Source organism: Massilia sp. NBRC 108631, from assembly GCF_059704565.1.
In genome coordinates this window covers 24,222-50,657 of the sequence record NZ_BAAKJE010000053.1, presented here as the reverse complement: position 1 = coordinate 50,657, position 26,436 = coordinate 24,222, and the positions used below count along the sequence as shown (strand labels likewise).

General features: G+C 66.1%; 20 protein-coding genes. 12 read left to right on the top strand and 8 right to left on the bottom strand.

The features are described from left to right. Positions 1-26: 26 nt before the first annotated feature. Complete coding sequence (locus AC6H42_RS06170) at positions 27-2,567, bottom strand: M4 family metallopeptidase (protein ID WP_497547624.1); 2,541 nt, start codon at positions 2,565-2,567, stop codon at positions 27-29. A 606-nt stretch (positions 2,568-3,173) separates the two neighbouring features. On the opposite strand from AC6H42_RS06170, the gene AC6H42_RS06165 reads away from it, so the two are divergent. Further along, positions 3,174-3,803 (top strand): hypothetical protein, encoded by a 630-nt coding sequence (locus tag AC6H42_RS06165; protein ID WP_229418028.1) that lies wholly within the window; start codon positions 3,174-3,176, stop codon positions 3,801-3,803. Between the two features lie 116 nt (positions 3,804-3,919). Here AC6H42_RS06165 and argH read toward each other — a convergent pair whose 3' ends face one another. Further along, entirely contained in the window at positions 3,920-5,317 is a 1,398-nt protein-coding gene (argH, locus tag AC6H42_RS06160) for an argininosuccinate lyase (RefSeq protein WP_057153112.1), read from the bottom strand. A 155-nt stretch (positions 5,318-5,472) separates the two neighbouring features. Between argH and AC6H42_RS06155 the strand changes: the two genes are divergently transcribed. Then, positions 5,473-6,132 carry a hypothetical protein gene (locus AC6H42_RS06155; RefSeq protein WP_229418029.1) on the top strand — a complete coding sequence of 220 codons (660 nt, stop codon included), beginning with the start codon at positions 5,473-5,475 and terminating at the stop codon, positions 6,130-6,132. A 10-nt stretch (positions 6,133-6,142) separates the two neighbouring features. Next, complete coding sequence (locus AC6H42_RS06150) at positions 6,143-6,562, top strand: GNAT family N-acetyltransferase (RefSeq protein ID WP_497547623.1); 420 nt, start codon at positions 6,143-6,145, stop codon at positions 6,560-6,562. A gap of 15 nt (positions 6,563-6,577) precedes the next feature. Here AC6H42_RS06150 and AC6H42_RS06145 read toward each other — a convergent pair whose 3' ends face one another. Both AC6H42_RS06145 and AC6H42_RS06140 read right to left on the bottom strand, forming a co-directional pair. Continuing rightward, positions 6,578-7,963, bottom strand: a complete 1,386-nt coding sequence (locus AC6H42_RS06145; RefSeq protein ID WP_057153114.1) for a YfcC family protein — start codon at positions 7,961-7,963, stop codon at positions 6,578-6,580. Between the two features lie 13 nt (positions 7,964-7,976). Further along, positions 7,977-9,095 (bottom strand): succinylglutamate desuccinylase/aspartoacylase family protein, encoded by a 1,119-nt coding sequence (locus tag AC6H42_RS06140; RefSeq protein WP_057153115.1) that lies wholly within the window; start codon positions 9,093-9,095, stop codon positions 7,977-7,979. A 134-nt stretch (positions 9,096-9,229) separates the two neighbouring features. On the opposite strand from AC6H42_RS06140, the gene AC6H42_RS06135 reads away from it, so the two are divergent. The 3 genes from AC6H42_RS06135 (at position 9,230) to AC6H42_RS06125 (ending at position 12,578) form a co-directional block, all read left to right on the top strand. Beyond that, a complete protein-coding gene (locus AC6H42_RS06135; RefSeq protein WP_497547621.1) occupies positions 9,230-10,459 on the top strand; it encodes a cyanophycinase in 1,230 nt (409 codons plus the stop codon). A 56-nt stretch (positions 10,460-10,515) separates the two neighbouring features. Further along, entirely contained in the window at positions 10,516-11,976 is a 1,461-nt protein-coding gene (locus AC6H42_RS06130; protein ID WP_497547620.1) for an IgA Peptidase M64, read from the top strand. Positions 11,977-12,101: 125 nt separating this feature from the next. Then, complete coding sequence (locus AC6H42_RS06125; RefSeq protein WP_057153116.1) at positions 12,102-12,578, top strand: hypothetical protein; 477 nt, start codon at positions 12,102-12,104, stop codon at positions 12,576-12,578. 79 nt (positions 12,579-12,657) lie between these two features. Here AC6H42_RS06125 and AC6H42_RS06120 read toward each other — a convergent pair whose 3' ends face one another. From AC6H42_RS06120 to AC6H42_RS06110, 3 genes are all read right to left on the bottom strand, one after another. Beyond that, a complete protein-coding gene (locus AC6H42_RS06120; protein WP_082551494.1) occupies positions 12,658-14,058 on the bottom strand; it encodes a GGDEF domain-containing protein in 1,401 nt (466 codons plus the stop codon). Positions 14,059-14,135: 77 nt separating this feature from the next. Next, complete coding sequence (parC, locus tag AC6H42_RS06115; RefSeq protein ID WP_497547618.1) at positions 14,136-16,619, bottom strand: DNA topoisomerase IV subunit A; 2,484 nt, start codon at positions 16,617-16,619, stop codon at positions 14,136-14,138. Between the two features lie 20 nt (positions 16,620-16,639). Further along, positions 16,640-18,637 (bottom strand): DNA topoisomerase IV subunit B, encoded by a 1,998-nt coding sequence (locus tag AC6H42_RS06110; RefSeq protein ID WP_497547616.1) that lies wholly within the window; start codon positions 18,635-18,637, stop codon positions 16,640-16,642. A gap of 276 nt (positions 18,638-18,913) precedes the next feature. Between AC6H42_RS06110 and AC6H42_RS06105 the strand changes: the two genes are divergently transcribed. Both AC6H42_RS06105 and AC6H42_RS06100 read left to right on the top strand, forming a co-directional pair. Beyond that, positions 18,914-19,783 (top strand): response regulator, encoded by an 870-nt coding sequence (locus tag AC6H42_RS06105; RefSeq protein WP_497547615.1) that lies wholly within the window; start codon positions 18,914-18,916, stop codon positions 19,781-19,783. 269 nt (positions 19,784-20,052) lie between these two features. Continuing rightward, the gene (locus AC6H42_RS06100) at positions 20,053-20,811 is read left to right on the top strand and encodes a TorF family putative porin (RefSeq protein WP_497547614.1); all 759 of its coding nucleotides are present in this window, start codon (positions 20,053-20,055) and stop codon (positions 20,809-20,811) included. Positions 20,812-20,823: 12 nt separating this feature from the next. Here the strand turns inward: AC6H42_RS06100 and AC6H42_RS06095 are convergent, their stop codons facing one another. After that, a complete protein-coding gene (locus AC6H42_RS06095) occupies positions 20,824-21,537 on the bottom strand; it encodes a PA4824 family protein (protein ID WP_057153120.1) in 714 nt (237 codons plus the stop codon). Between the two features lie 253 nt (positions 21,538-21,790). On the opposite strand from AC6H42_RS06095, the gene AC6H42_RS06090 reads away from it, so the two are divergent. The 4 genes from AC6H42_RS06090 to kdpC are packed head-to-tail and all read left to right on the top strand — an operon-like array spanning position 21,791 to position 26,434. Further along, the gene (locus tag AC6H42_RS06090) at positions 21,791-21,880 is read left to right on the top strand and encodes a potassium-transporting ATPase subunit F (RefSeq protein WP_082551496.1); all 90 of its coding nucleotides are present in this window, start codon (positions 21,791-21,793) and stop codon (positions 21,878-21,880) included. Next, positions 21,880-23,712, top strand: a complete 1,833-nt coding sequence (gene kdpA, locus AC6H42_RS06085) for a potassium-transporting ATPase subunit KdpA (RefSeq protein ID WP_497547613.1) — start codon at positions 21,880-21,882, stop codon at positions 23,710-23,712. The genes AC6H42_RS06090 and kdpA overlap by 1 nt, the downstream gene beginning before the upstream one ends. A gap of 40 nt (positions 23,713-23,752) precedes the next feature. Beyond that, positions 23,753-25,837 carry a potassium-transporting ATPase subunit KdpB gene (gene kdpB / locus AC6H42_RS06080; RefSeq protein ID WP_497547625.1) on the top strand — a complete coding sequence of 695 codons (2,085 nt, stop codon included), beginning with the start codon at positions 23,753-23,755 and terminating at the stop codon, positions 25,835-25,837. A gap of 12 nt (positions 25,838-25,849) precedes the next feature. Beyond that, positions 25,850-26,434 (top strand): potassium-transporting ATPase subunit KdpC, encoded by a 585-nt coding sequence (gene kdpC, locus AC6H42_RS06075; RefSeq protein ID WP_057153122.1) that lies wholly within the window; start codon positions 25,850-25,852, stop codon positions 26,432-26,434. The last annotated feature ends 2 nt before the right edge of the window (positions 26,435-26,436 follow it).

The window sequence follows — 26,436 nt, the reverse complement described above, 5'->3', positions numbered from 1 at the left end:
CGCCCCCCCCGGCTGGTTTGCTACGCTTACTGGGTGACCAGGCTAACCTTGTCCACCACGAACGAGGTCTGGGCCGACGAGTCTTCCGTCATCGCGAACGACAGCGTCACCGTCTGGCCTTTGTACGGCAGCAGGTTGAAGGTGCGGGTCTGGTAGCCGGTGGCCTTGTTCAGGTTGGAGTAGGTGGCCAGCGTGCCGAGCACCGCGCCGCTGCTGTTTTTCACCGTGACCGTCAGCTTGTCGTAGACGGTGCTGGTGGTGGTTTCAGCGGTGTCGATGTGCAGCGCGAAGTTCAGCGTGGCCGAGGTGGCTGCCGAAGGGATGGCCACCGCTTGCGTCAGCGTTTCGGTGGCGGTGGTGCCATTGCCGCCCAGCCAGGCGAAGCGGGTGCCCTCGAACGCGGTCTGGCCGCTGTAGGAGCCGATCACGCCGGTGCTGCCGCTCCAGCCGGTGGTGCTGGACTCGAAGCCGCCATTGGTCACGCGCTCGACGCCGCCCACCGTGGACACGGTCAGCGTGGCGTTGCTCGACGTTGCCGTCACGGCCGGCGACGACGAATCGGTCACGGTGGCCTTGAACACGGCGCCGTTGTCGGTGCTTTGCGCGGTAAACGAGTAGGTTGGCGAGGTGGCGCCCGAGATCAGCGCGTTGTTGCGGTACCACTTGTACACGTACGGCGCGGTGCCGCCGCTGGCGCTGACCGAGAACGAGGCGGTGGCGCCCGGTGCCACGGTGATGCTGCCCGGCTGGGTGCCGATGGCGACGCCGCCGCTGGCCACTTCATCCACGTCCAGGCCGACGTTGATGGCCGCGTAGGCGCGCTTGACGGCGGTGGCTTCCTTGCTGCCCACGCCGTACAATTCCTCGGCCGCCGCGATCATCTTGGTGCGCGCGTCGGCGTAGTTGGTGGATGAGGTGAACTTGGTGGTCAGCGCCTTGAACCAGATGCGGTAGGCCTTGTCGTTGCCGATGCCGGTCATGGCCAGCGGCTGCTTGTTCAGGTAGGAGCTGTAGTAGTCGCTGCTCGAGGTGGCGTTCGAGCCTTGCGACAGGAAGTAGAACATGCGGTTGTTCGGGCCGCTGCTGTAGTGCACGTTCAGGTTCTTCAGCGTGCTGCTCCACTGGTTCGGGCTGGAACCGTCCTTGCTCGGCTTGTACATCCAGCGCAGCGGCTGGCCGCTCTTCGAGATTTCCTTGCCCATCATCCAATCGTTGCCGGTGGCCGGGATCACGTTGCCGGTGCCGCCCGCGCGGGCATAGGCCTCGGTCATCTCGCCGGCGATGTCGGCGCCCGATTCATTCAGGCCGCCCGACTCGCCCGAGTAGGTCAGGTTGGAGGTGGCGTCGATCACGCCGTGGCCCATCTCGTGGCCGATCACGTCGATCGAACCGAGGTTGTTGAACGACGAGCCGCCGTCGCCGATGTACATGCATTTGCAGTTCGGGTCGAAGAAGGCGTTGTCGTAGTTGTTGTCGACGTGGACGGCGATGTAGGTGGAGGTGTTGTTGCCGTCCAGCGACTGCCAGCCCAGCGTGTTCTTCATGGTGTCGTAGGTGTTCATCAGACCCCACATCGCGTTCACGGCAGCGGTCTGGCCGTTGGCGTTGGTGGTGCTGCCGCCGCTGATGTACTGCTGGCCGTCGCCCCAGGTGTTGCTGCTGTTGGTGTAGACGGTGCCCGGGGTGGGGTTCGATTCCGGCGCGTGGTTGGCGTTGGTGATGGCCATGCCGCCGAAGGTGCCGCCCACGCCGCGCGACGGGTCTTTCATCTGGTAGGTGCTGCCCGACAGCGTGGTGTTGATCGGCACGGCGCCGTTGTACTGGCTGTTGCCGGTGCCGACCACCGTTTGCAGTGCTTCCCACTGGGCGATCACGGCGCCGGTCTTGGCGTTGACCACGGTGTCGTGGTACAGCACGCGCTTGCGGCTGTCGGCCATGCGGGTTTTCACCAGGTAGGCCAGCTCGTAACGGTCCACCACCTCTTCCAGGTCGGTCGCGTTCAGGGCCGATTCGGCCTTGTTCAGGGCCGAGGCCACGCGCACCGATTTCATCACCGGATAGATCAGCAGTTCGGCCTGCGGCGCCCAGCGGTGCACGCCGTTCGGCGCCACGCTCTTGACCACGGCGGCGACGGCGTCGGCGCTGCTCAGCGACGGCGTCAGTTCGGGCGCGCCGGTGCGGCTGCCGTTGGCGGCCACGCCGCGCGGCGCGTTCAGGCCTGCGCGGCGGTCGGACACGGACTCGCTGACGATGTTGTCGGTGGCGTCGGTGACGATCACGGATTCGGAACCGAACACGCGCAGGCCGTTATAGGTGTGCTGGGCGCGGGTGATCTTGGTGCCGGCCACGCCGGGGTGCTGGCCGCCGATGGCAAAGCCGTGCTGCATGCCGAGGCCGGCCGAGCTGGGACGCTTGGCCAGTTTGGCCGCCAGGCCGGCGCTCTCTTGTGGAGAGGCCTGGGCGACCGGCGCCGCCATCATTTGGGGACCGGCCGCGTGGGCCTGGGCGGCGAGCATCATCGGCAGGGCGGCGATGGCTGCGGCAAGCATGTTCTTACGTAGGTTCATCTTCTCTCCAAGGGTTTCGTTAGTGTTCTGGCAGTGCTTTTGGCGGGCCAGCGCAGCGACACTATTCCTTGCCGATGCGGCAAGTCAAAAAACTTGGGAAATGAGTCGTGAACGGGGAAACTGTTAAAAATGGGACAAACTTGCCTCCGGCCCATGTCGGGATTGCCTACAAAAACGCTAGCAATGGCGCACGATTGGTGGGTTTTATGCCGATACTGTGTGTTACACGCAACGGAATAGACGTAACACTCTATTTTCGTGACGTACGCGACACATTGCCCAATTCTTCAGCACGCTCGGGTTGCAATTTCTTAATGTTGCGATCTACACTAGAAGCACAAAGCGCAGGGCCAGACCCAACAAAAACGACGCGCACCGGGAACTACAGGGAACAGAGAACATGACCACACGCACAGCGCAACCCCAGCCCTCATAGGGCCACGCCGGGCCTCGCCGCCGCCCCCAGCACATCCGTACGCCGCCCGCCGCAACCCGGCTTCCGCGGTGCCATCGCGCGCCTTCGCCCACCCGTGGCCAGGTTCGCAGGGACAGCTTTTTTCTTTGTTTACTATGCTCTCTATATCTACCAAAGTTGAGCGGATCGTCATGGAATCGCCCTTCCTGACCGAGGGACTGGGGCGCGGACTGATCAACCTGTCGGAACTGGCGCGGCAGCTGCAGCCGCAGCTTGAAACGGACCTGTGGAAGCCGGTGGGACAGGCGGCCGTGGTGATGGCGCTGCGGCGCGTGGCCGAACGCCTGCCGCAGCACGAGGCGGCCGCGCACGGCGAGCTGTCGCTGGCGCGCAAGACCGGCGAGCTGACCACCCGCACTGACCTGACGATGTATACCTTCCGCTATTCGGAGAATACCTATGAATGCCACCGCCGGCTGCTGGCCGTGGCCGCGCCGCAGCAGGGCGCGTTCGTCTCGGTCACGCGCGGCATCCACGAGGTGATGGTGGTGTGCAGCCGCCCGCTCACCAGCGCGATCGACGAGGTGTTCGTCACCGAGCGCCAGCTGGCGCGGCTGGAGTGCCTGAACGCGGTGACCTTGCACCTGGACCCGGAGACGTTCAACATGCCGGGGATTTACCACGGCATCCTGAAGAAGCTGGCGTGGGACAAGATCAACCTGGTGAACATGATCTGCACCCACACCGAGCTGACGATATTGCTGGAGCAGCGCCAGACCGGCGCCGCCATTGCGGTGCTGTCGCGCCTGGTGGCGCAGTGATGGCGGCTCGCGGCGGCGCTTGGCGGGTGACGCACGGTGTGCTAACCCGCCCTACGCTACCAGCGGGGCCTGCCTAGGGCGGGCCAGGCGCAGCCGTAACCCGCCGCGACGGGCGCTCAGCCCGCCAGTTGTCCGCGCACGCGGGCGATGGCTTTGCGCACCTGGTTCGGCGCGGTGCCGCCCACGTGGTCGCGCGCGGCCACCGAGCCTTCCAGCGTCAGCACCTGGAAGATGTCCTGCTCGATCAGCGTGGAGAAGGCCTGCAGCTGCTCCAGCGACATTTCCGACAGGTCGATGCCCAGGTCCACGCAAGCGCGTACCGCGTGCGCCACGGCTTCGTGCGCGTCGCGGAACGGCAGGCCTTTCTTCACCAGGTAGTCGGCCAGGTCGGTGGCGGTGGCGTAACCCTGCAGGGCTGCCGCACGCATCGCTTCCGGCTTGACGGTGATGCCGCCGGCCATGTCGGCGAAGATGCGCAGCGTGTCCATCAGCGTGTCGACGGTGTCGAACAGCGGTTCCTTGTCTTCCTGGTTGTCCTTGTTGTAGGCCAGCGGCTGGCCTTTCATCAGGGTCAGCAGGCCCATCAGGTGGCCGTACACGCGGCCGGTCTTGCCGCGCGCCAGTTCCGGCACGTCCGGGTTTTTCTTCTGCGGCATGATGGACGAGCCGGTGCAGAACCGGTCGGCAATGTCGATGAAGCCCACGCGCGGGCTCATCCAGATGATCAGCTCTTCCGACATGCGCGACACGTGGGTCATGATCAGCGAAGCGGCGGCCGTGAATTCGATGGCGAAGTCGCGGTCCGACACGGCGTCCAGCGAGTTGTGGCACACGTCGTCGAAGCCCAGCGCCTTGGCCACTTGCAGGCGGTCGATCGGGAAGGTGGTGCCGGCCAGCGCGGCGGCGCCCAGCGGCAGGCGGTTCACGCGCTTGCGGCAGTCGGCCATGCGCTCGGCGTCGCGGCCGAACATCTCGACGTAGGCCAGCATGTGGTGGCCGAAGGTGATCGGCTGCGCCACTTGCATGTGGGTGAAGCCCGGCAGGATGGTGTCGGCGTGTTGTTCGGCCAGGTCGGTCAGCGCGCCGCGCAGCTGGTTCAGCAGGGCGGTCACGTCGTCGATGGCCGAGCGCACGTACAGGCGGATGTCCGTGGCCACCTGGTCGTTGCGCGAACGGCCGGTGTGCAGGCGCTTGCCGGCGTCGCCCACCAGCTCGGTCAGGCGTTTTTCAATGTTCAGGTGCACGTCTTCCAGGTCCAGCAGCCACTCGAACTTGCCCGCTTCGATTTCCTGGCTGATCTGCGCCATGCCGCGCTGGATGTCGGCCAGGTCGGCCGCCGTGATGATCTGCTGCGCGGCCAGCATGCCGGCGTGCGCCAGCGAGCCTTCGATGTCGGCCCTGGCCAGGCGGTTGTCAAAAAATACAGAAGCCGTGTAGCGTTTGACGAGGTCGGAAACCGGTTCGGAGAAGCGAGCGGACCAGGCTTCGCCCTTCTTGGAGAATTGATCAGTCATGATTTTTATAAGAGGGTGGGCGTGCGGATTAGCGACGATTATAAACAAGGTTGGCCTTCCTCACCGATTCCGGGGCGCCACGGGCGTGACAGCCGGGCTGAAATCGCCGATCATGGCACCATGAAGACACGCGTCGCGCACCCGGAGAACAGAGCATGAAACAGCCAGCCATAGCCAGCCTGTTGTACGTTTTGATGGCAGGTGCGCTGTGCGGCACGGCCACCGCCGGTGGCGTGCACGCCGCACCGGCCGCCCCGCTGGCCGCCACCGCAGCCGCCCCCGCCGGGCCTGCGGCCGGCGCCACGCCTGCCGCGCCAGCCTCCGGCGCCGCCGAGGGCGACGCAGGCCAGGCGCCTGCCATTGCGCCCGAATTGACCACGCTGGACGGCATCCTGTCCGCGCTGTACGGCACCATCTCCGGCGCGGCTGGCGCGCCGCGCGACTGGGAGCGCCTGCGCAGCCTGTTCACGCATGAAGGCCGCATGGCAGTGCATGGCCCGAACAAGACCGGCGACATGACCACCCGCGTGCTGACCATTTCCGACTACATTTCGCGGGTGACGCCGGTATTTGCCAAGGAAGGCTTCTACGAAACCGAACTGGCGCGCAGCACGGAGAGCTTCGGCCAGATCGCCCACGTGTTCAGCACCTATGAATCGCGCCGCTCGCCGGACGAGGCCACGCCCTTCCAGCGCGGCATGAACAGCATCCAGCTGGTGAACGACGGCCAGCGCTGGTGGATCCAGTCGCTGGTGTGGCAGGCGGAAAGCGAAAAAAACCCGCTGCCGGCGCGCTACCTGAAAGGCAAGCATTGAAAGGCAAGCATTGAACATCAGCACCGACAAGGCGGCACTCGACATACCGCTTATTCACCGTTTTCTGAGCGAGCGCTCCACCTGGGCGGTGGGCATGCCGCTGGCGCTGCTGGAGAAGGCCATTGCCAATTCGCTGTGCTTCGGCGGCTATCAGGAGGATGGCGGGCAGATTGCGTTTGCCCGCGTGATCACGGACGGCGCCACCTTCGCCAACCTGGTCGATGTGTTCGTGCTGCCGGAGCACCGTGGCCTGGGCCACAGCAAGCGCCTGGTGGCGGCCATCATGGCCCATCCCGAGCTGCAAGGGCTGCGCCGCTTCACGCTGGCCACCGGCGACGCGCACGGCCTGTACGCGCAGTTCGGGTTTGCGCCCCCGCAGCGTCCGCAGACCCTGATGGAGCGCTACTTCCCCGACCTTTACGTCAAATGAACTGCGTGAAATGAACTACTGCCACTGCATCAGCGCCGGCGGAATCAGCAGCAGCAGCGCCATCACCGCGTAGATCAGCTGCAGCGGTATCATCCACTTGGCCCAGGTAATCCAGGGAATGCGCGCCAGGGCCAGCACGCCCACGGTGATGCCCGAGGTGGGGATCATGGGCGTGGTCAGCTCGCCGAACTGGAAGGCCAGCACGGCCGTCTGGCGTGTGACGCCCACCAGGTCCGCCAGCGGCGCCATGATGGGCATGGTCAGCGAGGCCTGGCCGGTGCCGGAGTGGATGAAGAAGTTGATCACGGTCTGGATGGCGAACATCTTCTGCGCCGCGAACACCGGACTGGACGACTGCACCAGCGGCAGCAGGCCGTGCAGCATGGTGTCGATGATGTTGGCGTCGCGCGCCAGTATCATGGTGCCGCGCGCCAGGGCGATCACCAGCGCCGTGCCCACCAGGTCTTTCGCGCCCTGGATGAAGGCGCCCACCAGCTCGTCCGAATCGAGCCCGCCGATGATGCCGATCAGGATGCCCATGGTCATGAACAGCGCGGCGATCTGCTCGATGTACCAGTCGAACTTCACCACGCCCACCACCATGCCCAGCAGCGAGGCGGCGAAGATCCACAGCACCACCTTGTGCTTGAGCGTCATGCCCGCGAAGTCGTTCAGGTCAAGCTGGCTTTCCTGGCGCTTGACCTGGTCCAGCAAATACGTCGGGCTCAGTTCCGGGTTGCGCTTGATGCGCGCCGCGTACCACATCATGAAGCCGGCCGTGAGGGCGGTGGCGACCACCCAGCAGATCAGGCGGTAGCTCATGCCGGAAAACACCGGGATGCCGGCGATGCCCTGCGCGATGCCGACGTTGAACGGGTTCAGGAAGGCGGCCCCGAAGCCCACCTGCGAGCCAAGGAAGGGGATGGAGACGCCGGTGATGGTGTCGTAGCCCAGCGCGAGCGCCAGCGGCACGAAGATGAGGATGAAGGGGATCGCCTCCTCGTTCATGCCGAAGGTGGCGCCGCCCAGCGAGAACAGGGTGATGAACACCGGGATCAGCGCGGCCCGCACAAAGGGTGAATGCGTGTGCGCCTTGGCGATGGACTTGATCATGGCGTCGATCGCTTCGGTCCTGTGCAGCACCTGGAAGGTGCCGCCCACGATGAGGATGAAGCCGATGATCAGGCCCGCTTCGGCGAAGCCCTTGATGGGCGCCATCATCAGCGCCGCCAGGCCTTGCGGCTTGCTCTCGACGTAGTGGAAGGTATCCGGGTTGATCAGCTGCTTGCCGTTGACCAGGTGGGTGTCGTACTTGCCGCCGGGGATAAGCCAGGTCGCCAGCGCGATCAGCGCTAAAATGGCGAAGACCAGCACGTAGGTGTTCGGGATGCGGAGTTTCATAACGTCCTTGTATTTATTGGCTGAGCAGGTCGCCGGAGCGGAACGCCTCGGCCCCTGCGATTTTGCCGATGTTCCAGCCGCGCAGCACGTGGCGGTGGGCGGTGCGCGCAAACAGCACGCCGTCCACGCTGCAGCATACAGTGCTGGCGGCGCCGCCGACCGGATCGATCACGTCGGCCACCGCGTCGCCCGCCTTCAGTCTTTCGCCCATCTCGCGCTTATAGACCAGCACTCCGGCGTGCGGCGCCAGGATCGGTTCCACGCCCTCCAGCGGCGTGGCCGCGCACAGCGGCGCCGGCAGTTCGCCCACTTCCGCATCGAGCACGCCGGCCTGCGCCAGGAAGCGCACCAGCGCGTCCGCATCTTTTTGCGCCAGCTCGTAGCTCACGTCCATCTCGCCGCGCAGCTCCACCGTGGTGGACAGGCAGGCCGGCGGGATCGGATAGGCGTCGCCGAAATGCTCCTGCAAGTCCCACCACAGGCGGCTGCAGGCCTCGTCGAACGGCTCGCCGCCCGCCGCCAGTGCCAGCAGCACCGCGTGGGCGCCCATCAGGCGCGCCAGCGGGGCGATGCCTTCCGCCAGCGGCGTGCCGGCGTAGATGTGCAGCACGGCCTCGTTGTCGCAGTGCAGATCGAGCACGATGTCGGCGTCGATGGCCATTTCCAGCAGCAGTTTCTTGTGCGCCTCGCCATCCGATTTGGGCTGCCATGCGGCCACCGAGGCCAGCGCGTGTTCACGGATGGTGCGTACGTTGGCGTCCGCGTCCGGTCCCAGCTTGCCCGCCAGCGTGGTTTTCAGCTCGCCGGCCACGTGCTTGTAGGCGCGGTTGAAGTTCACGCCGGTGGTCAGGTCGAAGCGGCCGAAAGGGGCGCCGTGGATGGCTTGCGACAGGCCGATGGGGTTGGCCGCCGGCACCAGGATGATTTCGCCCTTGACCTTGCCCGCCGCGTCCAGCGCCTCCAGCTGCTTGCGCAGGAACTGCGCCACCAGCATGCCCGGCACTTCGTCCGCGTGCAGCGCGGCCTGGATATAGACCTTCTTGCCGCTGCCGGGCGCGCCGTAGCGGTAGCTGGTCAGTTCGAACTGGGCGCTGCTCTGGGGCGCCGAGATGGGGTGTTTTATGGTTCGCATGGAGGTGGCCTGATGGTGTGGTATCGAAGGATTATGCGCATTTGATGTATATTTGCAAGCAGTAGGCACCGTTCCGGGCGCCTCCCCCCGCAATTTCTCTGCAAAACGGACTGGATATGGGTGTACTCAAGACTTTGATTCATAGCGTAGGCCGCTTTTCCCTGCTTTGGTACGCCATAGTCGGCGCCCACACCCATGCGCATGCCGCCGAGCCGGCGCAGCCGAAAGGTTCGCTGGTCATCATCGGCGGCGGCCTGCGCGGCGACAATGCCGACATCTGGCAGCGCATCGTCCAGCTGGCGGGCGGCAAGGGCGCCCGCATCGCCGTTTTCCCTTCGGCCGCCGGAACCCCGGAACGCTCCGGCCAGGCCATCATCGGCTATCTGAAGCGCTATGGCGCCGACCCTTTCCTGGTGCCGATCGCCGTCAAGCTGGCCAATAGCGACTACCGCAAGGCGGCCGACGACATGACCCTGGCCGACCGCGTGCGGCGCGCCGACGGCGTGTATTTCGCCGGCGGCGACCAGGGCCGCATCACGCAAGCGCTGGTGCGCGCGGACGGCACCCGCACCGCGGCGCTGGACGCGATCTGGGACATCTACCGGCGCGGCGGCGTGATCGCCGGCACCAGCGCCGGCGCGGCCATCATGAGCAGCACCATGTTCTACGACGCGCGCCGCGTGCTGGCCACGCTGCAGGAGGGCGTGGCCGACGGCAAGGACATCGCGCCCGGCCTGGGCTTCATCGGCGACGACATCTTCGTCGACCAGCACCTGCTGATACGCGGCCGCTTCGCGCGCATGATCCCGGCCATGCTCAAGAAGGGCTACCAGCTCGGCCTGGGCATCGACGAGAACAGCGCCATGGTGGTCAACGCCAAGCGCGAGGTGGAGATCATCGGCTACCGCGGCGCCATGCTGCTGGACCTGTCGCGCGCCACCATGGATTCCGAATCGAGCGCCTTCAACGTCAGCAATATCCTGATCAGCTACCTGGACCGGGGCGACAAGTTCAACATCGCCACCCAGACCTTCACGCCGGCGCCGGACAAGGCCGACGGACGGCTGGACAACACGCGGCCGGTGCGGCGCGGCGCGGTCTACAGCAACGACATCCTGGGCAACAGCGCGGTGGTGGACCTGATGGAAAAGCTGATCGACAGCGACCAGCAGGACGCCATCGGCATCGCCAGCGGCGACCCGCGCGGCACGGCGCCGGAGATCGGCTTCGAGTTCCGCTTCTCCAAAACGCCCGAGAGCACCGGCTACCTGTCGTCGGTGGTGGAGGCGTACTCGATCCTGAACCTGCGGCTCGATATCCGTCCCATAGAAGTGCAACGTCCGCTGTACAAATACAAGAACTAATGCGGCGCGGGCTGTCTTAGAATACCGGGCACACAACCCCGGTACAAGGACCCGCCATGACCCTCACCACCAAGGCCCGCGCCGCATTGCTCGGCGCGGCGCTTGCCCTGTCTTTCCCCGCCTTCGCCGCACCCTACGCCGTGCCCGCCCCGGCAAAGGCTGCCGTTCCCGCCACCGTGCGCCTGGACTATCTGCACACCGGCAACGCCCTCAACGAGCAGTACTCGATCGACCGCGTGGTGATCGAGCCGCTGCCGTGGGCCGGCAAGCTGTCGCGCAGCCTGGACGACACCGACCGCGGCGTGAACCGGGTGGAAGTGGTGGACGCCAGGAGCGGCGACCTGCTGTACTCGCGCGGCTTCTCCACCATTTTCGGCGAATGGCGCAGCACCGAGGAAGCGCAGAAGATGAGCCGGGGCTTCCAGGAGTCGGTGCGCTTTCCCAAGCCGGACCGCCCGGTGAAGGTGCGCATCCTCAAGCGCGACGAGCGCAACGCCTTCTCGGTGGTGTGGAGCGTGGAGATCGACACCGACGCGCCGGACGTGGTGCGCAAGCAGGAGCCGGCGCCGGCCAAGCCGATCCCGATCCGCGTCAGCGGCCCCTCGCCGGACAAGGTGGACCTGCTGATCATGGGCGACGGCTACACCAAGGCCGACATGCCCAGGTTCGAGGCCACCGCGCGCCGCCTGGCGGACTACCTGTTCAGCGTGTCGCCGTTCAAGGAGCGCGCCAAGGACTTCAACGTGTGGGGCCTGGCCGTGCCGACCCAGGAGTCCGGCGTGTCGCGCCCGTCCACCGGCGTGCACCACGCCTCGCCGCTGGGCACCCGCTACGACATCTTCGGCAGCGAGCGCTATGTGCTGGCGCTGGACAACCGCGCGCTGCGCGACATCGCCCAGCATGCGCCGTACGAGTTCATCGAGATCCTGGTCAACAACGACACCTATGGCGGCGGCGGCATCTATGGGCAGTTCAGCACCGCCGCGGCCAACAGCGACTGGGCCAACTACCTGTTCGTGCACGAATTCGGCCACCATTTCGCCGGCCTGGCGGACGAGTACTACACCTCGCCGGTGGCCTACCAGTCCACCGGCGAGCGGGTGGAACCGTGGGAGCCCAACGCCACCGCGCTGCGCGACCCGTCCAAGCTGAAGTGGAAGCACCTGGCCAACGCCGCCACGCCGCTGCCCACGCCGTGGCCGAAAGCCGAGTACGAGGCGCACTCGCGCGAGTACCAGAAGACGCGCGCCGCACTGCGCAAGGCCAACCGTCCCGAGTCCGAAATGAGCGCGCTGTTCAAGGAAGACCTGGCGTGGACCAACAAGCTGTTCTCGGCCGCGCCGCACAAGCATGAAGTGGGCGCCTTCGAAGGCGCCAACTACGAAGCCACCGGCTACTACCGCCCGGCGCAGCAATGCCTGATGTTCGACCGCAGCGAGAAGTTCTGTGCCGTGTGCAGCGAGGCGGTGGGACAAACCATCGACCTGTATTCGCGCGATCCCGGTGAACCTCGTTAACGTTTGGTAACGTTTGATACGTGTACTTAGTGCGCCACCGTACAGATGGCAAAGGTAGCTCAGCATATTCTGGACCCGTGACAAGAAACAAGCACATCCCAGAAAACTACTGAAAGGTCCATACCATGAATAAGCTGATTGCTACCCTGATCGCAGGTCTGTTTGCCAGCGCCGCCATGGCGCAAACCCCGGCGCCAGCCGCCGACGTTGCCAAGGCCCAGGCCAAGGCCGAAAAATCGGTAGCCAAAGCCGAAGCCAAGGAAATGAAAAAGGACGCCGCTGCCGATGAAGACGTAGCGAAAGCCCAGGCCAAGGCCGACGAAAAAGTCGCCAAGGCCCATGCCAAGGCCGAAAAGACCCATATGAAGGGCGAAGAAAAGATCGCCAAGGCCGACCCTGAAGACAAGGTGAAAGCCGAAGCCAAGGCCGACAAGAAAATGGCCGACGCCAACATGAAGGTCGACAAGACCACCGCCAAGGCCGACGCCAAGGTAGCCAAGGAAAAGGCTGAAGCGATGGAAGACAAAGCCATTGCCGCCGCCAAGACCAACGAGGTGAAAGCGAAAGCCGCTGCCGACGTGAAAGCAGCCACCGTCAAGTAAGGGCTAGCGCGGCGGGGGGGCGGCGCGCGCGCCTGACCCGCCGTATCGCTCAGGAAGGGGCCGGAGACGGCCCCTTTTCTTATGCCGATTCCACCCGGTTGCGGCCCGATTGCTTGGCCTTGTACAAGGCGGCGTCGGCGCGCGACAGCATGGTTTCCACCGGCGTGCCGCTGTCCGCCGCGCAGTGCACGCCGATGCTCACCGTGGCGTTGAGCAGCTTGCCATCCCCTACGGCCACCGTGTGCCGCGCGAACGCGTCGCAGATGCGCTGGGCGATCAGGCGCGCGTCTTCTTCGCTGCAGCCGGGCAGCAGCACCGCGAATTCTTCCCCTCCCAGCCTGCCCAGCAGGTCGCCGCCGCGCAAACAGCCTTCGGCAATGCGCGCGAAATTGATCAGCACTGTGTCCCCGGCCGCATGGCCATGGCTGTCGTTGACCTTCTTGAAGAAATCGATGTCCATCATCAGGACGGCCAGCGGGCGCCGCATCAGTTGCGGCGTGGCCAGCAGCTCGCCGGTGCGCAGCATGAAGCCGCCCCGGTTCAGCACGTGCGTGAGCGGGTCGTGCGAGGCGGCGTATTTCAGGCGCTCGAGCAGCTCGTTGCGCGCCACCATCACGCTGGCCACCGTCAGCGGCGCCAGCGCCGTCAGCGTCACGCCCACCCGCAGCGACATGATGGCCTGCTGGGTGTCGAAGTTGGCGCCGATGACCAGCGTGCCGCTGGAGATGGCCAGCAGGGTCCACATGGAAAAGAACAGCGTGATGCCGGCCGTGGCGAACAGGCTGTAGGTCAGCGCGCACCACAGCATGGCGGGGATGGGGTAGGGGATCACGCCCGGTCCGCCCAGCTGGGTGCCCAGCCACAGGCTGCCGGCGAAGGCGGCCAGGGGCGCCACTTGCTCCAGGCGCCAGCTGGGCCAGTCGGCCCGCCGCCGGTGCGCCTTCATCCAGACGCGCAGGTCCGGGAAAGTCAGCATCACCGGCAAAATGGCGATGTAGTTCACCAGCTCGGTGGAGAACCAGAATGCGAAGCCGTAGGCGGGGCTGCCGCCGAACAGCACCGGGTGAATGAAAATGCCCGCCACGCCGGCCGCCGCTGCCGCGCTCACGACCACCAGCACGAAGCGCAGCATGGAGCGCGGGTGGCGCAGGCGCTGGTGGTCGGCGCTCATGCGCGCCAGCAGCGCGTAGCCGGTGAGCACGCCCATCAGGTTGGTGCAGGTGAGCATGGCGCTTTTGGGCCAGCCGTGCTGCATATAGAGGTCGGCCAGCATGTAGCCGGCGGCGGCGGCCAGCCAGTGCAGAAGATTGGGGGGATGCTGGCGCCGCAGCAGCAGGCCGACCAGCACCGCGTTGGTGGGCCAGAACGCGGCCAGCACGCCGGGCGGCGCGGTGTAGATGCCGAAGATGGAGCAGGCGAAGACCACTGCGCCGACCAGCAGCGCATCCTTGAAGTCAAAGCCGGAACGGCCGTTGCTCATGACATCCCTCCACCCGAATCAGCCCATTGTGAGCATGTCGATAGCCCAAGTCAATTGGGTGGAGGACCGGGATTGCCTTACTTCGGCGCCAGCGTGGACGCTTTGATACGCTGCACCAGCTCCTTGCCCTTGCGGGCCCGCTTGCCGAAGTGCGGCGCCAGCACGTTGCCGGACATTTCCAGCTCGCGCGGCTTGGCCGCCATGGTGCCGTGCACGATCACGCCTTTCTGTGTGATAGCCGCAGCCGACAGCAGCGTTTCCCTGGCGTCGAGCTCCATCAGGATCACGCCGCGGCCGCCGTTGGTCAGCGTCTTCATTTCGGCCATGCCGAACACCAGCAGGCGGCCCTTTTCGGACAGCGTGGCCACGGCGCTGGCGTCTTCCGCCACCACCGACGGCGGCAGCGGCAGGTCGCCTTCATCCAGCGTGATGAAGGCCTTGCCGCCCTTCAGGCGGCTGACCATTTCGCCAGCCTTGGCGATGAAGCCGAAGCCCGCGCTGGAGGACAGCAGCAGCTGGGTCGATGCCGGACCGGCGAAGTAGTGCTTGATGCGCACGCCGCCGGACAGGTCCACCAGCGTGGTGATCGGCACGCCGTCGCCGCGCGCGTTCGGCAGCGCGGCCACCGGCACCGAGTACACCTTGCCGTTGTCGCCGAAGCCGAGCAGGGTGTCCACCGAGCGGCACTCGAAGGCGTCGTGCAGCGCGTCGCCCACCTTGAAGGTGAACTGGGTCTTGTCGTGGCCGATGCCGGTGCGGGCGCGTATCCAGCCCTTTTCCGAGATGATGACGGTGACCGGTTCGTCCACCACTTTCTGTTCTGCCACGGCCCGCTGCGCTTCCTCGATCAGCGTGCGGCGCGCGTCGCCGTAGGCTTTCGAATCGCTTTCGATTTCCTTGATGATCAGGCGTTTCATCGCCGACGGATTTTCCAGCAGGTCCATCAGGCCCTGTTTTTCCTTGCGCAGCTCGGCCAGTTCCTGCTGGATCTTGATCGCTTCCAGGCGCGCCAGCTGGCGCAGGCGGATTTCCAGGATGTCCTCGGCCTGGCGGTCGGACAGCTTGAAGCGTTCGATCAGCGCCGCTTTCGGGTCGTCCGAATTGCGGATGATGTGGATCACTTCATCGATGTTCAGCAGGATGGTTTCGCGGCCTTCCAGGATGTGGATGCGGTCGTCCACTTTCTTCAGGCGGAACTGGGTGCGGCGGGTGACGGTCTCGAAACGGAAGCCGATCCACTCGCCGATGATGTCGCCGATGCCTTTCTGGCGCGGACGGCCGTCGCTGCCTATCATGACCAGGTTGATCGAGGCCGACGATTCGAGCGAGGTATGCGCCAGCAGCATCAGCATGAATTCGGTCTGGTCCTGGTTCTTCGATTTCGGCTCGAACACCAGGCGCACCGGCGCGGCGCGGCCCGATTCGTCGCGGATGGTGTCGAGCGAGCCGAGGATCAGCTGCTTGAGCGCCAGCTGGTCCGGCGACAGCGCCTTCTTGCCCATCTTGACCTTGGGGTTGGTCAGCTCTTCGATCTCCTCCAGCACCTTCTGCGAGGAAGTGCCCGGCGGCAGTTCGGTGACCACGGCCTGCCACTGGCCGCGCGCCAGTTCTTCGATTTTCCAGCGCGCGCGCACTTTCATCGAACCGCGGCCGGACGCGTACATGTCCTGGATCTGCGACGGCGGGGTGATGATCTGGCCGCCGCCCGGGAAGTCCGGGCCGGGGATGATGGCCATCAGTTCGGCGTGGCTGATCTTCGGATTGCGGATCATGGCCACGGCGGCCTGCGCCACCTCGGTCAGGTTGTGCGACGGGATTTCGGTGGCCAGGCCCACGGCAATGCCGGAGGCGCCGTTCAGCAGCACCATCGGCAGGCGCGCCGGCAGCAGGCTCGGTTCTTCGGACGAGCCGTCGTAGTTGGGCTGGAAATCGACCGTGTCCTGGTCGATTTCGTCGAGCAGCAGGCGCGAAATCGGCGTCAGCCGGGCTTCGGTGTACCGCATCGCCGCCGCACCGTCGCCGTCGCGCGAGCCGAAGTTGCCCTGGCCGTCGATCAGCGGGTAGCGCAGCGAGAAGTCCTGCGCCATGCGCACCAGCGCGTCGTACACCGACTGGTCGCCGTGCGGGTGCAATTTACCCAGCACGTCGCCCACCACGGTGGCGGACTTGCGCGGCTTGGCGGTGTGGCCCAGGCCCAGTTCATTCATCGAGTACAGGATGCGGCGCTGTACCGGCTTCTGGCCGTCGCATACGTCAGGCAGGGCGCGGCCCTTGACCACGGAGATCGCGTAGTCGAGGTAGGCGCGTTCGGCGAAGGTGGACAGCACCAGCGTTTCGCCGCCGTCGCCACCGTCGCCGTCATCGCCGTCGCCGCCATCATCGCCGCCGTCGCCGCCGTCGCCGCCGTCGCCGCCATTGCCTTCGGCTGCGGCCGCGGCGTCGTCCAGCGGCTGCAGTTCGTCCATGGTCTCAGCCACGGGATTGACGCCGGGGCCGGCTTTTTCTGCACCGGTAGCTGCTTCCTGCGCCGGTTCGTCAAAGAGATTTGCTTGATGAGTCATATCAGATAACGTGTGCTGTATTAAATGTCGGCTTCGACTTCGTTGCCGTGTTCCTCGATCCATGCGCGGCGGGCGGCGGCTTCGCCTTTACCCATCAGCATGTTGAAGCGCGCGGAGGAGCTGGTGTGGCCGGGGCGGCCCACTTTCACCGGCAGCAGGCGGCGCGTGTCCGGGTTCATGGTGGTTTCCCACAGCTGCTCGGCGTTCATCTCGCCCAGGCCCTTGAAGCGGGAGATCGACCAGCTGCCGTCCTTCAGGCCGTCCTTGCGCAGCTTGTCCTCGATGGCCACCAGCTCGCCGTCGTCCAGCGCATACAGCTTCTGGATCGGCTTCTTGCCGCGCGCCGGCGCGTCCACGCGGTACAGCGGCGGACGGGCGATGCAGATATGGCCCTTCTGGATCAGCGCCGGGAAGTGGCGGAAGAACAGCGTGAGCAGCAGCACCTGGATGTGGGAGCCGTCCACGTCCGCATCGGAGAGGATGCAGATTTTGCCGTAGCGCAGGCCGGACAGGTCGGGCGAGTCGCCGTTGGCGTGCGGATCGACGCCGATGGCCACCGAGATGTCGTGGATCTCGTTGTTGGCGAACAGGCGGTCCTTGTCGGTTTCCCAAGAGTTGAGCACCTTGCCGCGCAGCGGCAGGATGGCCTGGAATTCCTTGTCGCGGCCCATCTTGGCCGAGCCGCCCGCCGAATCGCCCTCGACCAGGAAGATCTCGGTGCGGGTCACGTCGGTCGATTCGCAGTCGGTCAGCTTGCCCGGCAAAACGGCCACGCCGGACGATTTTTTCTTTTCCACTTTCTGCAGCGAGCGCAGGCGCGACTGCGCCTGCTTGATCACCAGCTCGGCCAGTTTCTTGCCGTAGTCGATGTGCTGGTTCAGCCACAGCTCCAGCGGCGGCTTGGCAAAGGTGGACACCAGGCGCACCGCGTCGCGCGAGTTCAGGCGCTCCTTGATCTGGCCCTGGAACTGCGGGTCCAGCACTTTCGCCGACAGCACGAAGGAAACGCGCGCGAACACGTCTTCCGGCAGCAGCTTCACGCCTTTGGGCAGCAGCGAGTGCATCTCGGCGAAATTCTTCACCGCGCCGAACAGGCCGTCGCGCAGGCCCGATTCGTGGGTGCCGCCGTTCGGCGTGGGAATCAGGTTGACGTAGGATTCGCGCACCACGGCGCCCGATTCGGTCCAGGCCACCACCCAGGCCGCGCCTTCGCCCTCGGCAAAGCCTTCCGCGTCCGGGCCGGCGAACTGCGCGCCCTCGAACAGCGGGATCAGGGTTTCGCCGTCGGACGCCTGCGCCAGCGCCTCGGTCAGGTAGCCGCGCAGGCCTTCGTCGTATTTCCAGGTCTGCGAGTCGCCGGTCTTGGCATTGTTCAGCGTGACGGTCACGCCCGGCAGCAGCACGGCCTTGGAGCGCAGCAGGCGCTGCAGCTCAACCTGCGAGATCAGCGAGGAATCGAAGTACTTGGCGTCCGGCCAGGCGGTCACGCGCGTGCCGGACTTCTTGCCGTCCTTCGGCGCCGGCATGGAGCTCAGCGGTTCCACCACTTCGCCGTGCTCGAACACCAGGTGGTGGTAGCCGTTGCCCTTGTCGTCCTTGCGCCATACGGAGATCTCCAGGCGCTTGGACAGCGCGTTGGTGACCGATACGCCCACGCCGTGCAGGCCGCCCGAGAAGGCGTAGGCGCCGCCCGAGCCCTTGTCGAACTTGCCGCCCGCGTGCAGGCGGGTGAAGACGATTTCCACCGTCGGCACGTTCTCTTCCGGGTGCAGGCCGACCGGGATGCCCCGGCCGTCGTCTTCCACCGTGATGCTGCCGTCGGCATTCTGCGTGACGATGATATTTTTGCAATGGCCGCCCAATGCCTCGTCGGAGGCATTGTCGATCACCTCCTGGATGATGTGCAGCGGGTTCTCCGTGCGGGTGTACATGCCCGGACGCTGCTTGACGGGCTCCAGGCCCTTGAGGACGCGGATGGATGATTCGCTATAGTCGGAAACTGGTTTTTTAGTGGCCATACGTGATCAAGCTAGGTTGTGCGGTTCTTATTGGTGCGGCAGCTCATCTGCTCAGTGCGATGCAAAATGCTGTGATTATATACAGTTATTTCGCTCCGGAAGTGCTTTCTGCGCAACGCCGGCAGGCGCGCTTGCTTGCGCATTCTATCCGCAACCGGCGGCAACGGCGGGATTCACGGCGCTGGAAATGGCGGGCAGTTGTGGTTAAATGGGGAAAAGCGCTGTCAATATCACCACGGTTCACCACGTTTGACCTCGTTGAAGCACGCCGCGTCCATGAATGCAGACACCTTTCCGTTCGCAGTGCGCCTGATCGGCTTTGCCGGGGCGCAGGCCGATGCCCTGGCGGCGGCGCTCGGCCGCACGCCACCGGGCGGGCCGGCGTATTTTTGCGTGTCGGCCGACAGTTTGCAAGAGCCGGACCTGTTGCTGGTCAACGGCGCGGACCTGAAGGCGCTGGCCGCGCTGGCCACGCTCAGCCCGGGCGACGTGCGCCCGGCGCTGCTGCTGGGCACCGCGGCGCCCGCATTGGCGCCGGCCTATCCGTCGCTGCCGCTGCCATGCGACGACGACAGCCTGCACGCCGAGCTGGCGCGCCTGGTGGAACGCCGCGCCGACGCGCTGGCCAGGCTGGCCGGCACCGGCCGGCCGCCGCCGGCCGAGCGGCGCACCCGCGCGCGGCTGGACCTGGACCTGACCGATCCCTCCGACTACGCTGTCCAGCGCAGCCCGGCCGAAGACAGGCGCGGCGCCGTGCTGGTGGTGGACCGCAACGCGCGCTTCAGCCAGCACATCGGCAAACTGCTCAAGCCCTGGGATGTAGCGACCCTGTGGGCGTCGGACGAGCCGTCGGCGCTGGCCGCCTGCGCGGACGCGCCGCAGATGCTGGCGCCGGTGGCGGTGGTGCTGGTCAATACGTCGCTGGCCGGGATCGACCCCTACGCGCTGTGCGCCGCGCTGCGCGCGCAGGGCGGGGTGGCCGGCGGCGTGGCGGTGCGCGCCCCGGACGTCATCTTCACGGTGTCGCGCGGCTATCCCTATGACAGCGCGCGCGCCCGCGCCGCAGGCGCCGCCGGCCTGCTCGACAAACCCGTCTCCGACCCCACGCTGCGCGCGGTGCTCATGAAGCTGATGCGCCTGGCCTGATCTATACGCCGCGTATACGCCCGCCACACCTCTTTTTAGGCCGTTTTTACGGGCCGGCCGATAAGCTGCCGGACAGGCGGACCGGGCCAGACAGCACCAGCTGATCGCCCGCTTGCACTCGGCCCGCATCCGATCCGGGCTTGCGCGTGACGTCGGCTGCCCTGGCTTGCACCGTCGTCCACAAGGACAAGGCGGCCGATGGCATGCCCGGCTTGTACCGCGACGTGTTCGCCGCCTGACCAATCCACCCACCTGAGAAAGATTGCACCATGAAGAAATCGCTGCTTCCCGCCGCCATCGCGGCCGTACTTTCCGCTATGCTGGCCGTGCCGGCGCACGCCGGAGAACAGGCGCCGGACCGCGGCCTGGTCTACAATGCGGCCGCCACGTCGGACTATCGCTACCGGGGCATTTCCCAGACCCGGCTGCAGCCCGCGCTGCAAGGCGGCGCTGACTATGTGCATGCCCCGAGCGGCTTCTACGCCGGCGCCTGGGGCTCCAGCATCAAATGGACAGGCGACGCCGGCGGCGACGGCAGCGTGGAGCTGGACCTGTACGCAGGCAAGCGCGGCGTGCTGGGCGCGGGCGTGTCCTACGACGTCGGCGTGCTGACCTATGTTTATCCGTCCAACGGGCTGAAACGCGTGGCCGGCTTCGCCAACGCCGACACCACCGAAGTCTACGGCCAGCTGGGCTACGGTCCGGCCTATGTCAAGTATTCGCACGCGGTGACCAATCTGTTCGGCTTTGTCGACAGCAAGAACAGCGGCTACCTGGACGCAGGCGTCAATCTCGAGGCGGGCGGCGGCTACACCGTCAACCTGCACGCCGGCCACCAGAAGGTGAAAAATGCCGGCCAGGCCGACTACACCGACTGGAAAATCGGCGCCACCAAGGACTTCGGCGTGGTCACCGGCGCGCTGGCCGTGGTCGGCACCAACGCCGGAAAAGCCGCCTACGCCTCGCCCGCCAATGGCAAGTTCCTGGGCAAGACCGCGCTGGTGCTGACCGTCAGCAAAGTGTTCTAGGCTGCACGCGACTCAGTCGCCCAGCGAAGCCGCCAGCGTCAGGCCAATGGCGAGATAGCGCTCGGCGCCGCGGCGTCCGGCGCGGTCGCCGTAGCCGATGTCGATATCGGCCCGGCCGGGGACCAGGCTGTAGCGCGCGCCCAGCTGCACATAGCTGCCGGCGCGCTGCCGTCCGTAGGCCTCCAGCGTGAGGGCGGCGCGTTCGCCGGCCGCCAGCTCCAGCCCCAGCGCCCAGCTGCGCTGCACGCCTGGGCTGGGCTGGTCCTGCCGGCCGCGCTGGCGCAGCCAGCCCAGGTTCGCGTGCAGCATGGCGCGCTGGCCCGCCAGTTCCACACTGAGCGGCAAGTTCAGCGACAGGTCGCCGCGCCCGCCAGATCCGGCGCGGAACTGGTCGGCCAGCACCAGGCCCAGTCCCCAGCCATCGTCCTGCGGGGCGCGCAGCATCGTTTTCGCCTGCAGCAGCGCCAGTGACATGGCGGCGCTATCCTGCAGGTCGCGCGTGCGTCCGGCGCCCGCCGCCAACTCCCATCCACCACCGAAGTTACACGCCGGGACCGCCCAGTACTCGTCCTGCGCGCGGCTGTGTTGCGTCCACGTCTCCAGCTGGCATTGGCGCGGATCGAGGATGGCGGCGTCGTCCGCTGCCATGGGACGGCCGGCCTGCGCGGCTGGCGCGCACAGGGACAAGAGCAGGGCGTTGCGCCAAGCGGATCGGATTTTTTGCATGGGGACTCCTGGAACGGCGTCAGCATAGGGCGGCGCGGCGGCGATGTCCGTCATCACAGGCAATTTTTACGGCTTGTTTACACCCGCCCCGCCAGTCTTTACACCGATTTTAGACCCCTGCCGATAAGCTGGAAACATCAAAACAAGACCTGCGAGGGCTTCAAATGGATGTGGTGTTTATCGGCGCAATAGTCGTCCTTCTGGCCGCGAGCTGCGGCTTGGCCGCCGGCTGCGGCGTGCTGGGAGAGCGGAAATGACTGGCTTCTATGTACTCGGTGCGGCGGCGGCGGCGGGCCTGCTGGTCTATCTGGTGGCAGCCTTGCTGAAAGCGGAGGACCTGTGATGACGATGCAATCCTCGATGGAGTCCTTCATGCTGCTGGCGGCCTTCCTTGGCGTGCTGCTGGCACTGGCCTGGCCGCTTGGCATTCTGCTGGCCCGCGTCGGCGATGGCGCAGGGGGCGCGCTGCCCGGCTTCGGCTGGCTGCTGCGCGTTGAGCAGCTGCTGTACCGCGCGGCCGGGGTGCCGCTCAAGGCGGAACAGCGCGGCATGGGCTGGGAAAGCTATGCCATCGCCCTGCTGATCTTTAACGGCCTGGGCGCGCTGGTGGTGTACGGCCTGCAGCGGGTGCAAGCCTGGCTGCCGCTCAATCCGCAAGGGCTGGGCAATGTCAGCCCGGATTCGTCCTTCAACACCGCTGTCAGCTTCGTGGCCAACACCAATTGGCAAGGCTACAGCGGCGAACAGACCATGAGCTACCTGGTGCAGATGCTGGCGCTGACCTGCCAGAACTTCTTCTCGGCCGCCACCGGCATGGCCGTGGCCTATGCGCTGATACGCGGCTTCAGCGCGCGCTCGGCCAGGTCGATCGGCAATTTCTGGGTCGACGCCACGCGCTCCACGCTGTACGTGCTGCTGCCGCTGTCGCTGCTGCTGGCCGTGTTCCTGATGGGCCAGGGAGTGATCCAGAATTTCTCGGCCTACAAGCAAGTGGCGCTGCTGGACCAGGTCAGCTACAGCGTGCCGACAACCGGCGCCGACGGCCAGCCCGTGCCGGACGCGCTGGGCCAGCCGGCCATCGAGGCCGTGACGGCCGCCACCCAAACCATCGCCATGGGCCCGGTCGCCTCGCAGGAAGCGATCAAGATGCTGGGCACCAATGGCGGGGGCTTCTTCAACGCCAACTCGGCCCACCCGTACGAGAACCCGACGGCGCTCACCAATTTCATGCAGATGCTGGCCATCTTCATCATCCCGGCCGGCTTGTGCTTCGCCTTCGGCCGCATGGTGGGCGACCGCCGCCAGGGCTGGGCCGTGCTGGGCGCGATGACCGTGCTGTTCGTCGCCTGCGCGTCGGTGGTGCTGGTGGCCGAGCAGCAGGCACATCCCGCGCTGCAGGCATTGGGTGTGGACCAGGGCATGAGCGCGCTGCAGTCGGGCGGCAATATGGAAGGCAAGGAAACCCGCTTCGGCATCAGCGCCTCGGCCCTGTTCGCGGCCGTGACCACGGCCGCCTCCTGCGGCGCGGTGAACGCCATGCATGACTCGTTCACGCCGATCGGCGGCATGGTGCCCATGCTGCTGATGCAGTTCGGCGAAGTGATTTTTGGCGGCGTGGGCTCCGGCCTGTACGGCATGCTGGTGTTCGCCATCATGGCGGTGTTCATCGCCGGCCTGATGATAGGCCGTACGCCGGAATACCTGGGCAAGAAGATCCAGGCCTATGAAATGAAGATGGCCTCGATCGCCATCCTGGTCACGCCCCTCCTGGTGCTGGGCGGCACCGCCGTCGCCGTGATGACGGACGCCGGCAAGGCCGGCATCGCCAATCCCGGCGCGCACGGCTTCTCGGAAATCCTGTACGCATTCACTTCTGCCGCCAACAACAACGGCAGCGCGTTTGCCGGCCTGTCCGCCAATACGCCGTTCTACAACACCATGCTGGCCATCGCCATGTGGTTCGGCCGCTTCGCCGTGATCGTACCCATCCTGGCCATCGCCGGTTCGCTGGCCGGCAAGCAGCGCCTGGAGGCGAACGCCGGCACCATGCCGACCCACGGCGCCATGTTCATCGGCCTGCTGGTGGGCGTGGTGGCGCTGGTCGGTGTGCTGAACTACGTGCCTGCGCTGGCGCTCGGCCCGGTGGTCGAACACCTGCAGCTATTTAACAAATAAGGAGCACTGCATGTCGCAAGCTAATCCATCCGCCAAGGACATGACGCAGCACGCAGCGGCGCCGGCCCGGCGCCTGAAAATGTTCGATTCCGAATTGCTGCTGCCGGCCATCGCCGATTCGTTGCGCAAGCTGAGCCCGCGCACCCAGTTGCGCAGCCCGGTCATGTTCGTGGTCTACTTCGGCAGCATCATCACCACGCTGCTGTATCTGCAGGCGCTGTTCGGCCAGGGCGAGACCGCTCCTGGCTTTATCCTGGCCACCACCGTGTGGCTGTGGTTTACCGTGCTGTTCGCGAATTTCGCCGAAGCCATGGCCGAGGGCCGCAGCAAGGCGCAGGCGGCTTCGCTGCGCAGCCTGAAAAAGAGCGTGACGGCCAAGAAGCTGGCTTCGCCGCGCCACGGCACCACCTGGCTGCCTTGCGACGGACCGGACCTGCGCAAGGGTAACTTCATCCTGGTCGAGGCGGGCGACGTGATCCCGATCGACGGCGAGGTGATCGAAGGCGTGGCTTCGGTGGACGAAAGCGCCATCACCGGCGAATCGGCGCCCGTGATCCGCGAATCGGGCGGCGACTTCTCGGCCGTCACCGGCGGCACCCGCGTGCTGTCGGACTGGCTGGTGGTGAAGGTCAGCGCCAATCCGGGCGAAACCTTTTTGGACCGCATGATCTCCATGGTGGAAGGCGCCAAACGCCAGAAGACCCCGAACGAGATCGCCCTGACCATCCTGCTGGTGGCGCTGACCATCGTATTCCTGGTGGTGACGGTCACGCTGCTGCCGTTCTCGCTGTTCTCGGTTGCCGCCGCCGGCAGCGGCACGCCGATCACCATCACGGTGCTGATCGCGCTGCTGGTGTGCCTGATCCCGACCACCATCGGCGGCCTGCTGTCGGCCATCGGCGTGGCCGGCATGAGCCGCATGATGCAGGCCAACGTGATCGCCACCTCCGGCCGCGCGGTGGAGGCGGCGGGCGACGTGGACGTGCTGATGCTGGACAAAACCGGCACCATCACGCTGGGCAACCGCCAGGCGTCGGCCTTCGTGCCGGCGCCCGGCGTGAGCGAGCAGCAGCTGGCCGACGTGGCGCAACTGGCTTCGCTGGCCGATGAAACGCCGGAAGGCCGCAGCATCGTGGTGCTGGCCAAGCAGAAGTTCAACATCCGCGAACGCGACATGGCGTCGCTGCAGGCGGTGTTCGTGCCCTTCACCGCGCAGACCCGCATGAGCGGCGTGGATTTGCCGGGCCGGGACGTGCGCAAGGGCGCGGCCGATTCGGTGAAGAGATACGTCGAGTCGCTGGGCCTGCCATACCCGGACGAGGTGGCGCGCGCGGTGGAGGACGTGTCGCGCAGGGGCAGCACGCCGCTGGTGGTGGCCGACGGCGGCCGCGTAATGGGCGTGGTGGAACTGAAGGACATCGTCAAGGGCGGCATCAAGGAGCGCTTCGCCGCACTGCGCCGCATGGGCATCAAGACGGTGATGATCACCGGCGATAACAGGCTGACCGCCGCCGCCATAGCAGCGGAAGCGGGCGTGGACGACTTCCTGGCCGAAGCCACGCCGGAGGACAAGCTCAAGCTGATCCGCAGCTACCAGTCCGAAGGCCGCCTGGTGGCCATGACCGGCGACGGCACCAACGACGCTCCCGCGCTGGCCCAGGCCGACGTGGCGGTGGCCATGAATTCGGGCACCCAGGCTGCCAAGGAGGCCGGCAACATGGTGGACCTGGATTCCAATCCCACCAAGCTGCTGGAGATTGTTGAAATCGGCAAGCAGATGCTGATGACGCGCGGCTCGCTGACCACCTTCTCGATTTCGAACGACATCGCCAAGTACTTTGCCATCATTCCGGCGGCCTTTGTCGGCACCTTCCCGCAGCTCAAAGCGCTCGACATCATGCATCTGGCCAGCCCCTCCTCGGCCATCATGTCGGCGGTGATCTTCAATGCCCTCATCATCGTTGCGCTGATCCCGCTGGCACTGAAGGGCGTGCAGTACCGCGCCATCGGCGCCACCGCGCTGCTGCGCCGCAACCTGCTGGTGTACGGCCTGGGCGGCATCATCCTGCCTTTCATCGGCATCAAGCTGGTCGACATGCTGCTGGCCGCGTTCAACCTCGTTTAAACAGGAACCATCATGACATCCCATCTTCGTCCCGCGCTGGTGGTCTTCGGCACTCTGACCCTGATTTGCGGCGTGCTGTATCCGCTGGCCGTCACCGGCATCGGCGCCGCCGCCTTCCCGTCGCAGGCGGCGGGCAGCATCGTTGAAGTGAACGGCAAGGCGGTCGGCTCGGAACTGATCGGCCAGTCCTTCACCTCGCCCAAGTACTTCTGGGGCCGCCCGTCGGCCACCGCGCCCATGGCCAACAATGCCGCCGGTTCGGGCGGCGCCAACCAGGGGCCGCTGAACCCGGCCCTGCTGGAAGCGGTGAAAAGCCGCATCGAGGCGCTCAAGGCAGCCGATCCCGGCAACACGGCGCCGGTGCCGGTGGACCTGGTGACCGCTTCGGCCAGCGGGCTCGATCCCGAGATCAGCCTGGCCGCCGCCCAGTACCAGGTGCACCGCATTGCCGCCGCGCGCGGCCTCGACGCCCAGCAGGTGCGTGTGCTGATCGAGCGCCAGATGCGCGGCCGCGTGTTCGGCTTCTTCGGCGAGCCGCGCGTGAACGTGCTGGCGCTGAATCTGGCGCTGGACGGCAAATCCGCGCATACTCGCTGAAT

Bases quoted from the DNA above. Each gene is read 5' to 3' on its own strand.
- kdpA (WP_497547613.1), top strand. From the start codon at position 21,880: ATGACGATGCAATCCTCGATGGAGTCCTTCATGCTGCTGGCGGCCTTC.
- AC6H42_RS06125 (WP_057153116.1), top strand. From the start codon at position 12,102: ATGAATAAGCTGATTGCTACCCTGATCGCAGGTCTGTTTGCCAGCGCC.
- AC6H42_RS06100 (WP_497547614.1), top strand. From the start codon at position 20,053: ATGAAGAAATCGCTGCTTCCCGCCGCCATCGCGGCCGTACTTTCCGCT.
- AC6H42_RS06120 (WP_082551494.1), bottom strand. From the start codon at position 14,058: ATGAGCAACGGCCGTTCCGGCTTTGACTTCAAGGATGCGCTGCTGGTC.
- AC6H42_RS06095 (WP_057153120.1), bottom strand. From the start codon at position 21,537: ATGCAAAAAATCCGATCCGCTTGGCGCAACGCCCTGCTCTTGTCCCTG.
- AC6H42_RS06170 (WP_497547624.1), bottom strand. From the start codon at position 2,567: ATGAACCTACGTAAGAACATGCTTGCCGCAGCCATCGCCGCCCTGCCG.
- parC (WP_497547618.1), bottom strand. From the start codon at position 16,619: ATGACTCATCAAGCAAATCTCTTTGACGAACCGGCGCAGGAAGCAGCT.
- AC6H42_RS06105 (WP_497547615.1), top strand. From the start codon at position 18,914: ATGAATGCAGACACCTTTCCGTTCGCAGTGCGCCTGATCGGCTTTGCC.
- argH (WP_057153112.1), bottom strand. From the start codon at position 5,317: ATGACTGATCAATTCTCCAAGAAGGGCGAAGCCTGGTCCGCTCGCTTC.
- AC6H42_RS06110 (WP_497547616.1), bottom strand. From the start codon at position 18,637: ATGGCCACTAAAAAACCAGTTTCCGACTATAGCGAATCATCCATCCGC.
- AC6H42_RS06140 (WP_057153115.1), bottom strand. From the start codon at position 9,095: ATGCGAACCATAAAACACCCCATCTCGGCGCCCCAGAGCAGCGCCCAG.
- AC6H42_RS06165 (WP_229418028.1), top strand. From the start codon at position 3,174: ATGGAATCGCCCTTCCTGACCGAGGGACTGGGGCGCGGACTGATCAAC.
- AC6H42_RS06090 (WP_082551496.1), top strand. From the start codon at position 21,791: ATGACTGGCTTCTATGTACTCGGTGCGGCGGCGGCGGCGGGCCTGCTG.
- AC6H42_RS06130 (WP_497547620.1), top strand. From the start codon at position 10,516: ATGACCCTCACCACCAAGGCCCGCGCCGCATTGCTCGGCGCGGCGCTT.
- AC6H42_RS06155 (WP_229418029.1), top strand. From the start codon at position 5,473: ATGAAACAGCCAGCCATAGCCAGCCTGTTGTACGTTTTGATGGCAGGT.
- kdpC (WP_057153122.1), top strand. From the start codon at position 25,850: ATGACATCCCATCTTCGTCCCGCGCTGGTGGTCTTCGGCACTCTGACC.
- AC6H42_RS06145 (WP_057153114.1), bottom strand. From the start codon at position 7,963: ATGAAACTCCGCATCCCGAACACCTACGTGCTGGTCTTCGCCATTTTA.
- kdpB (WP_497547625.1), top strand. From the start codon at position 23,753: ATGACGCAGCACGCAGCGGCGCCGGCCCGGCGCCTGAAAATGTTCGAT.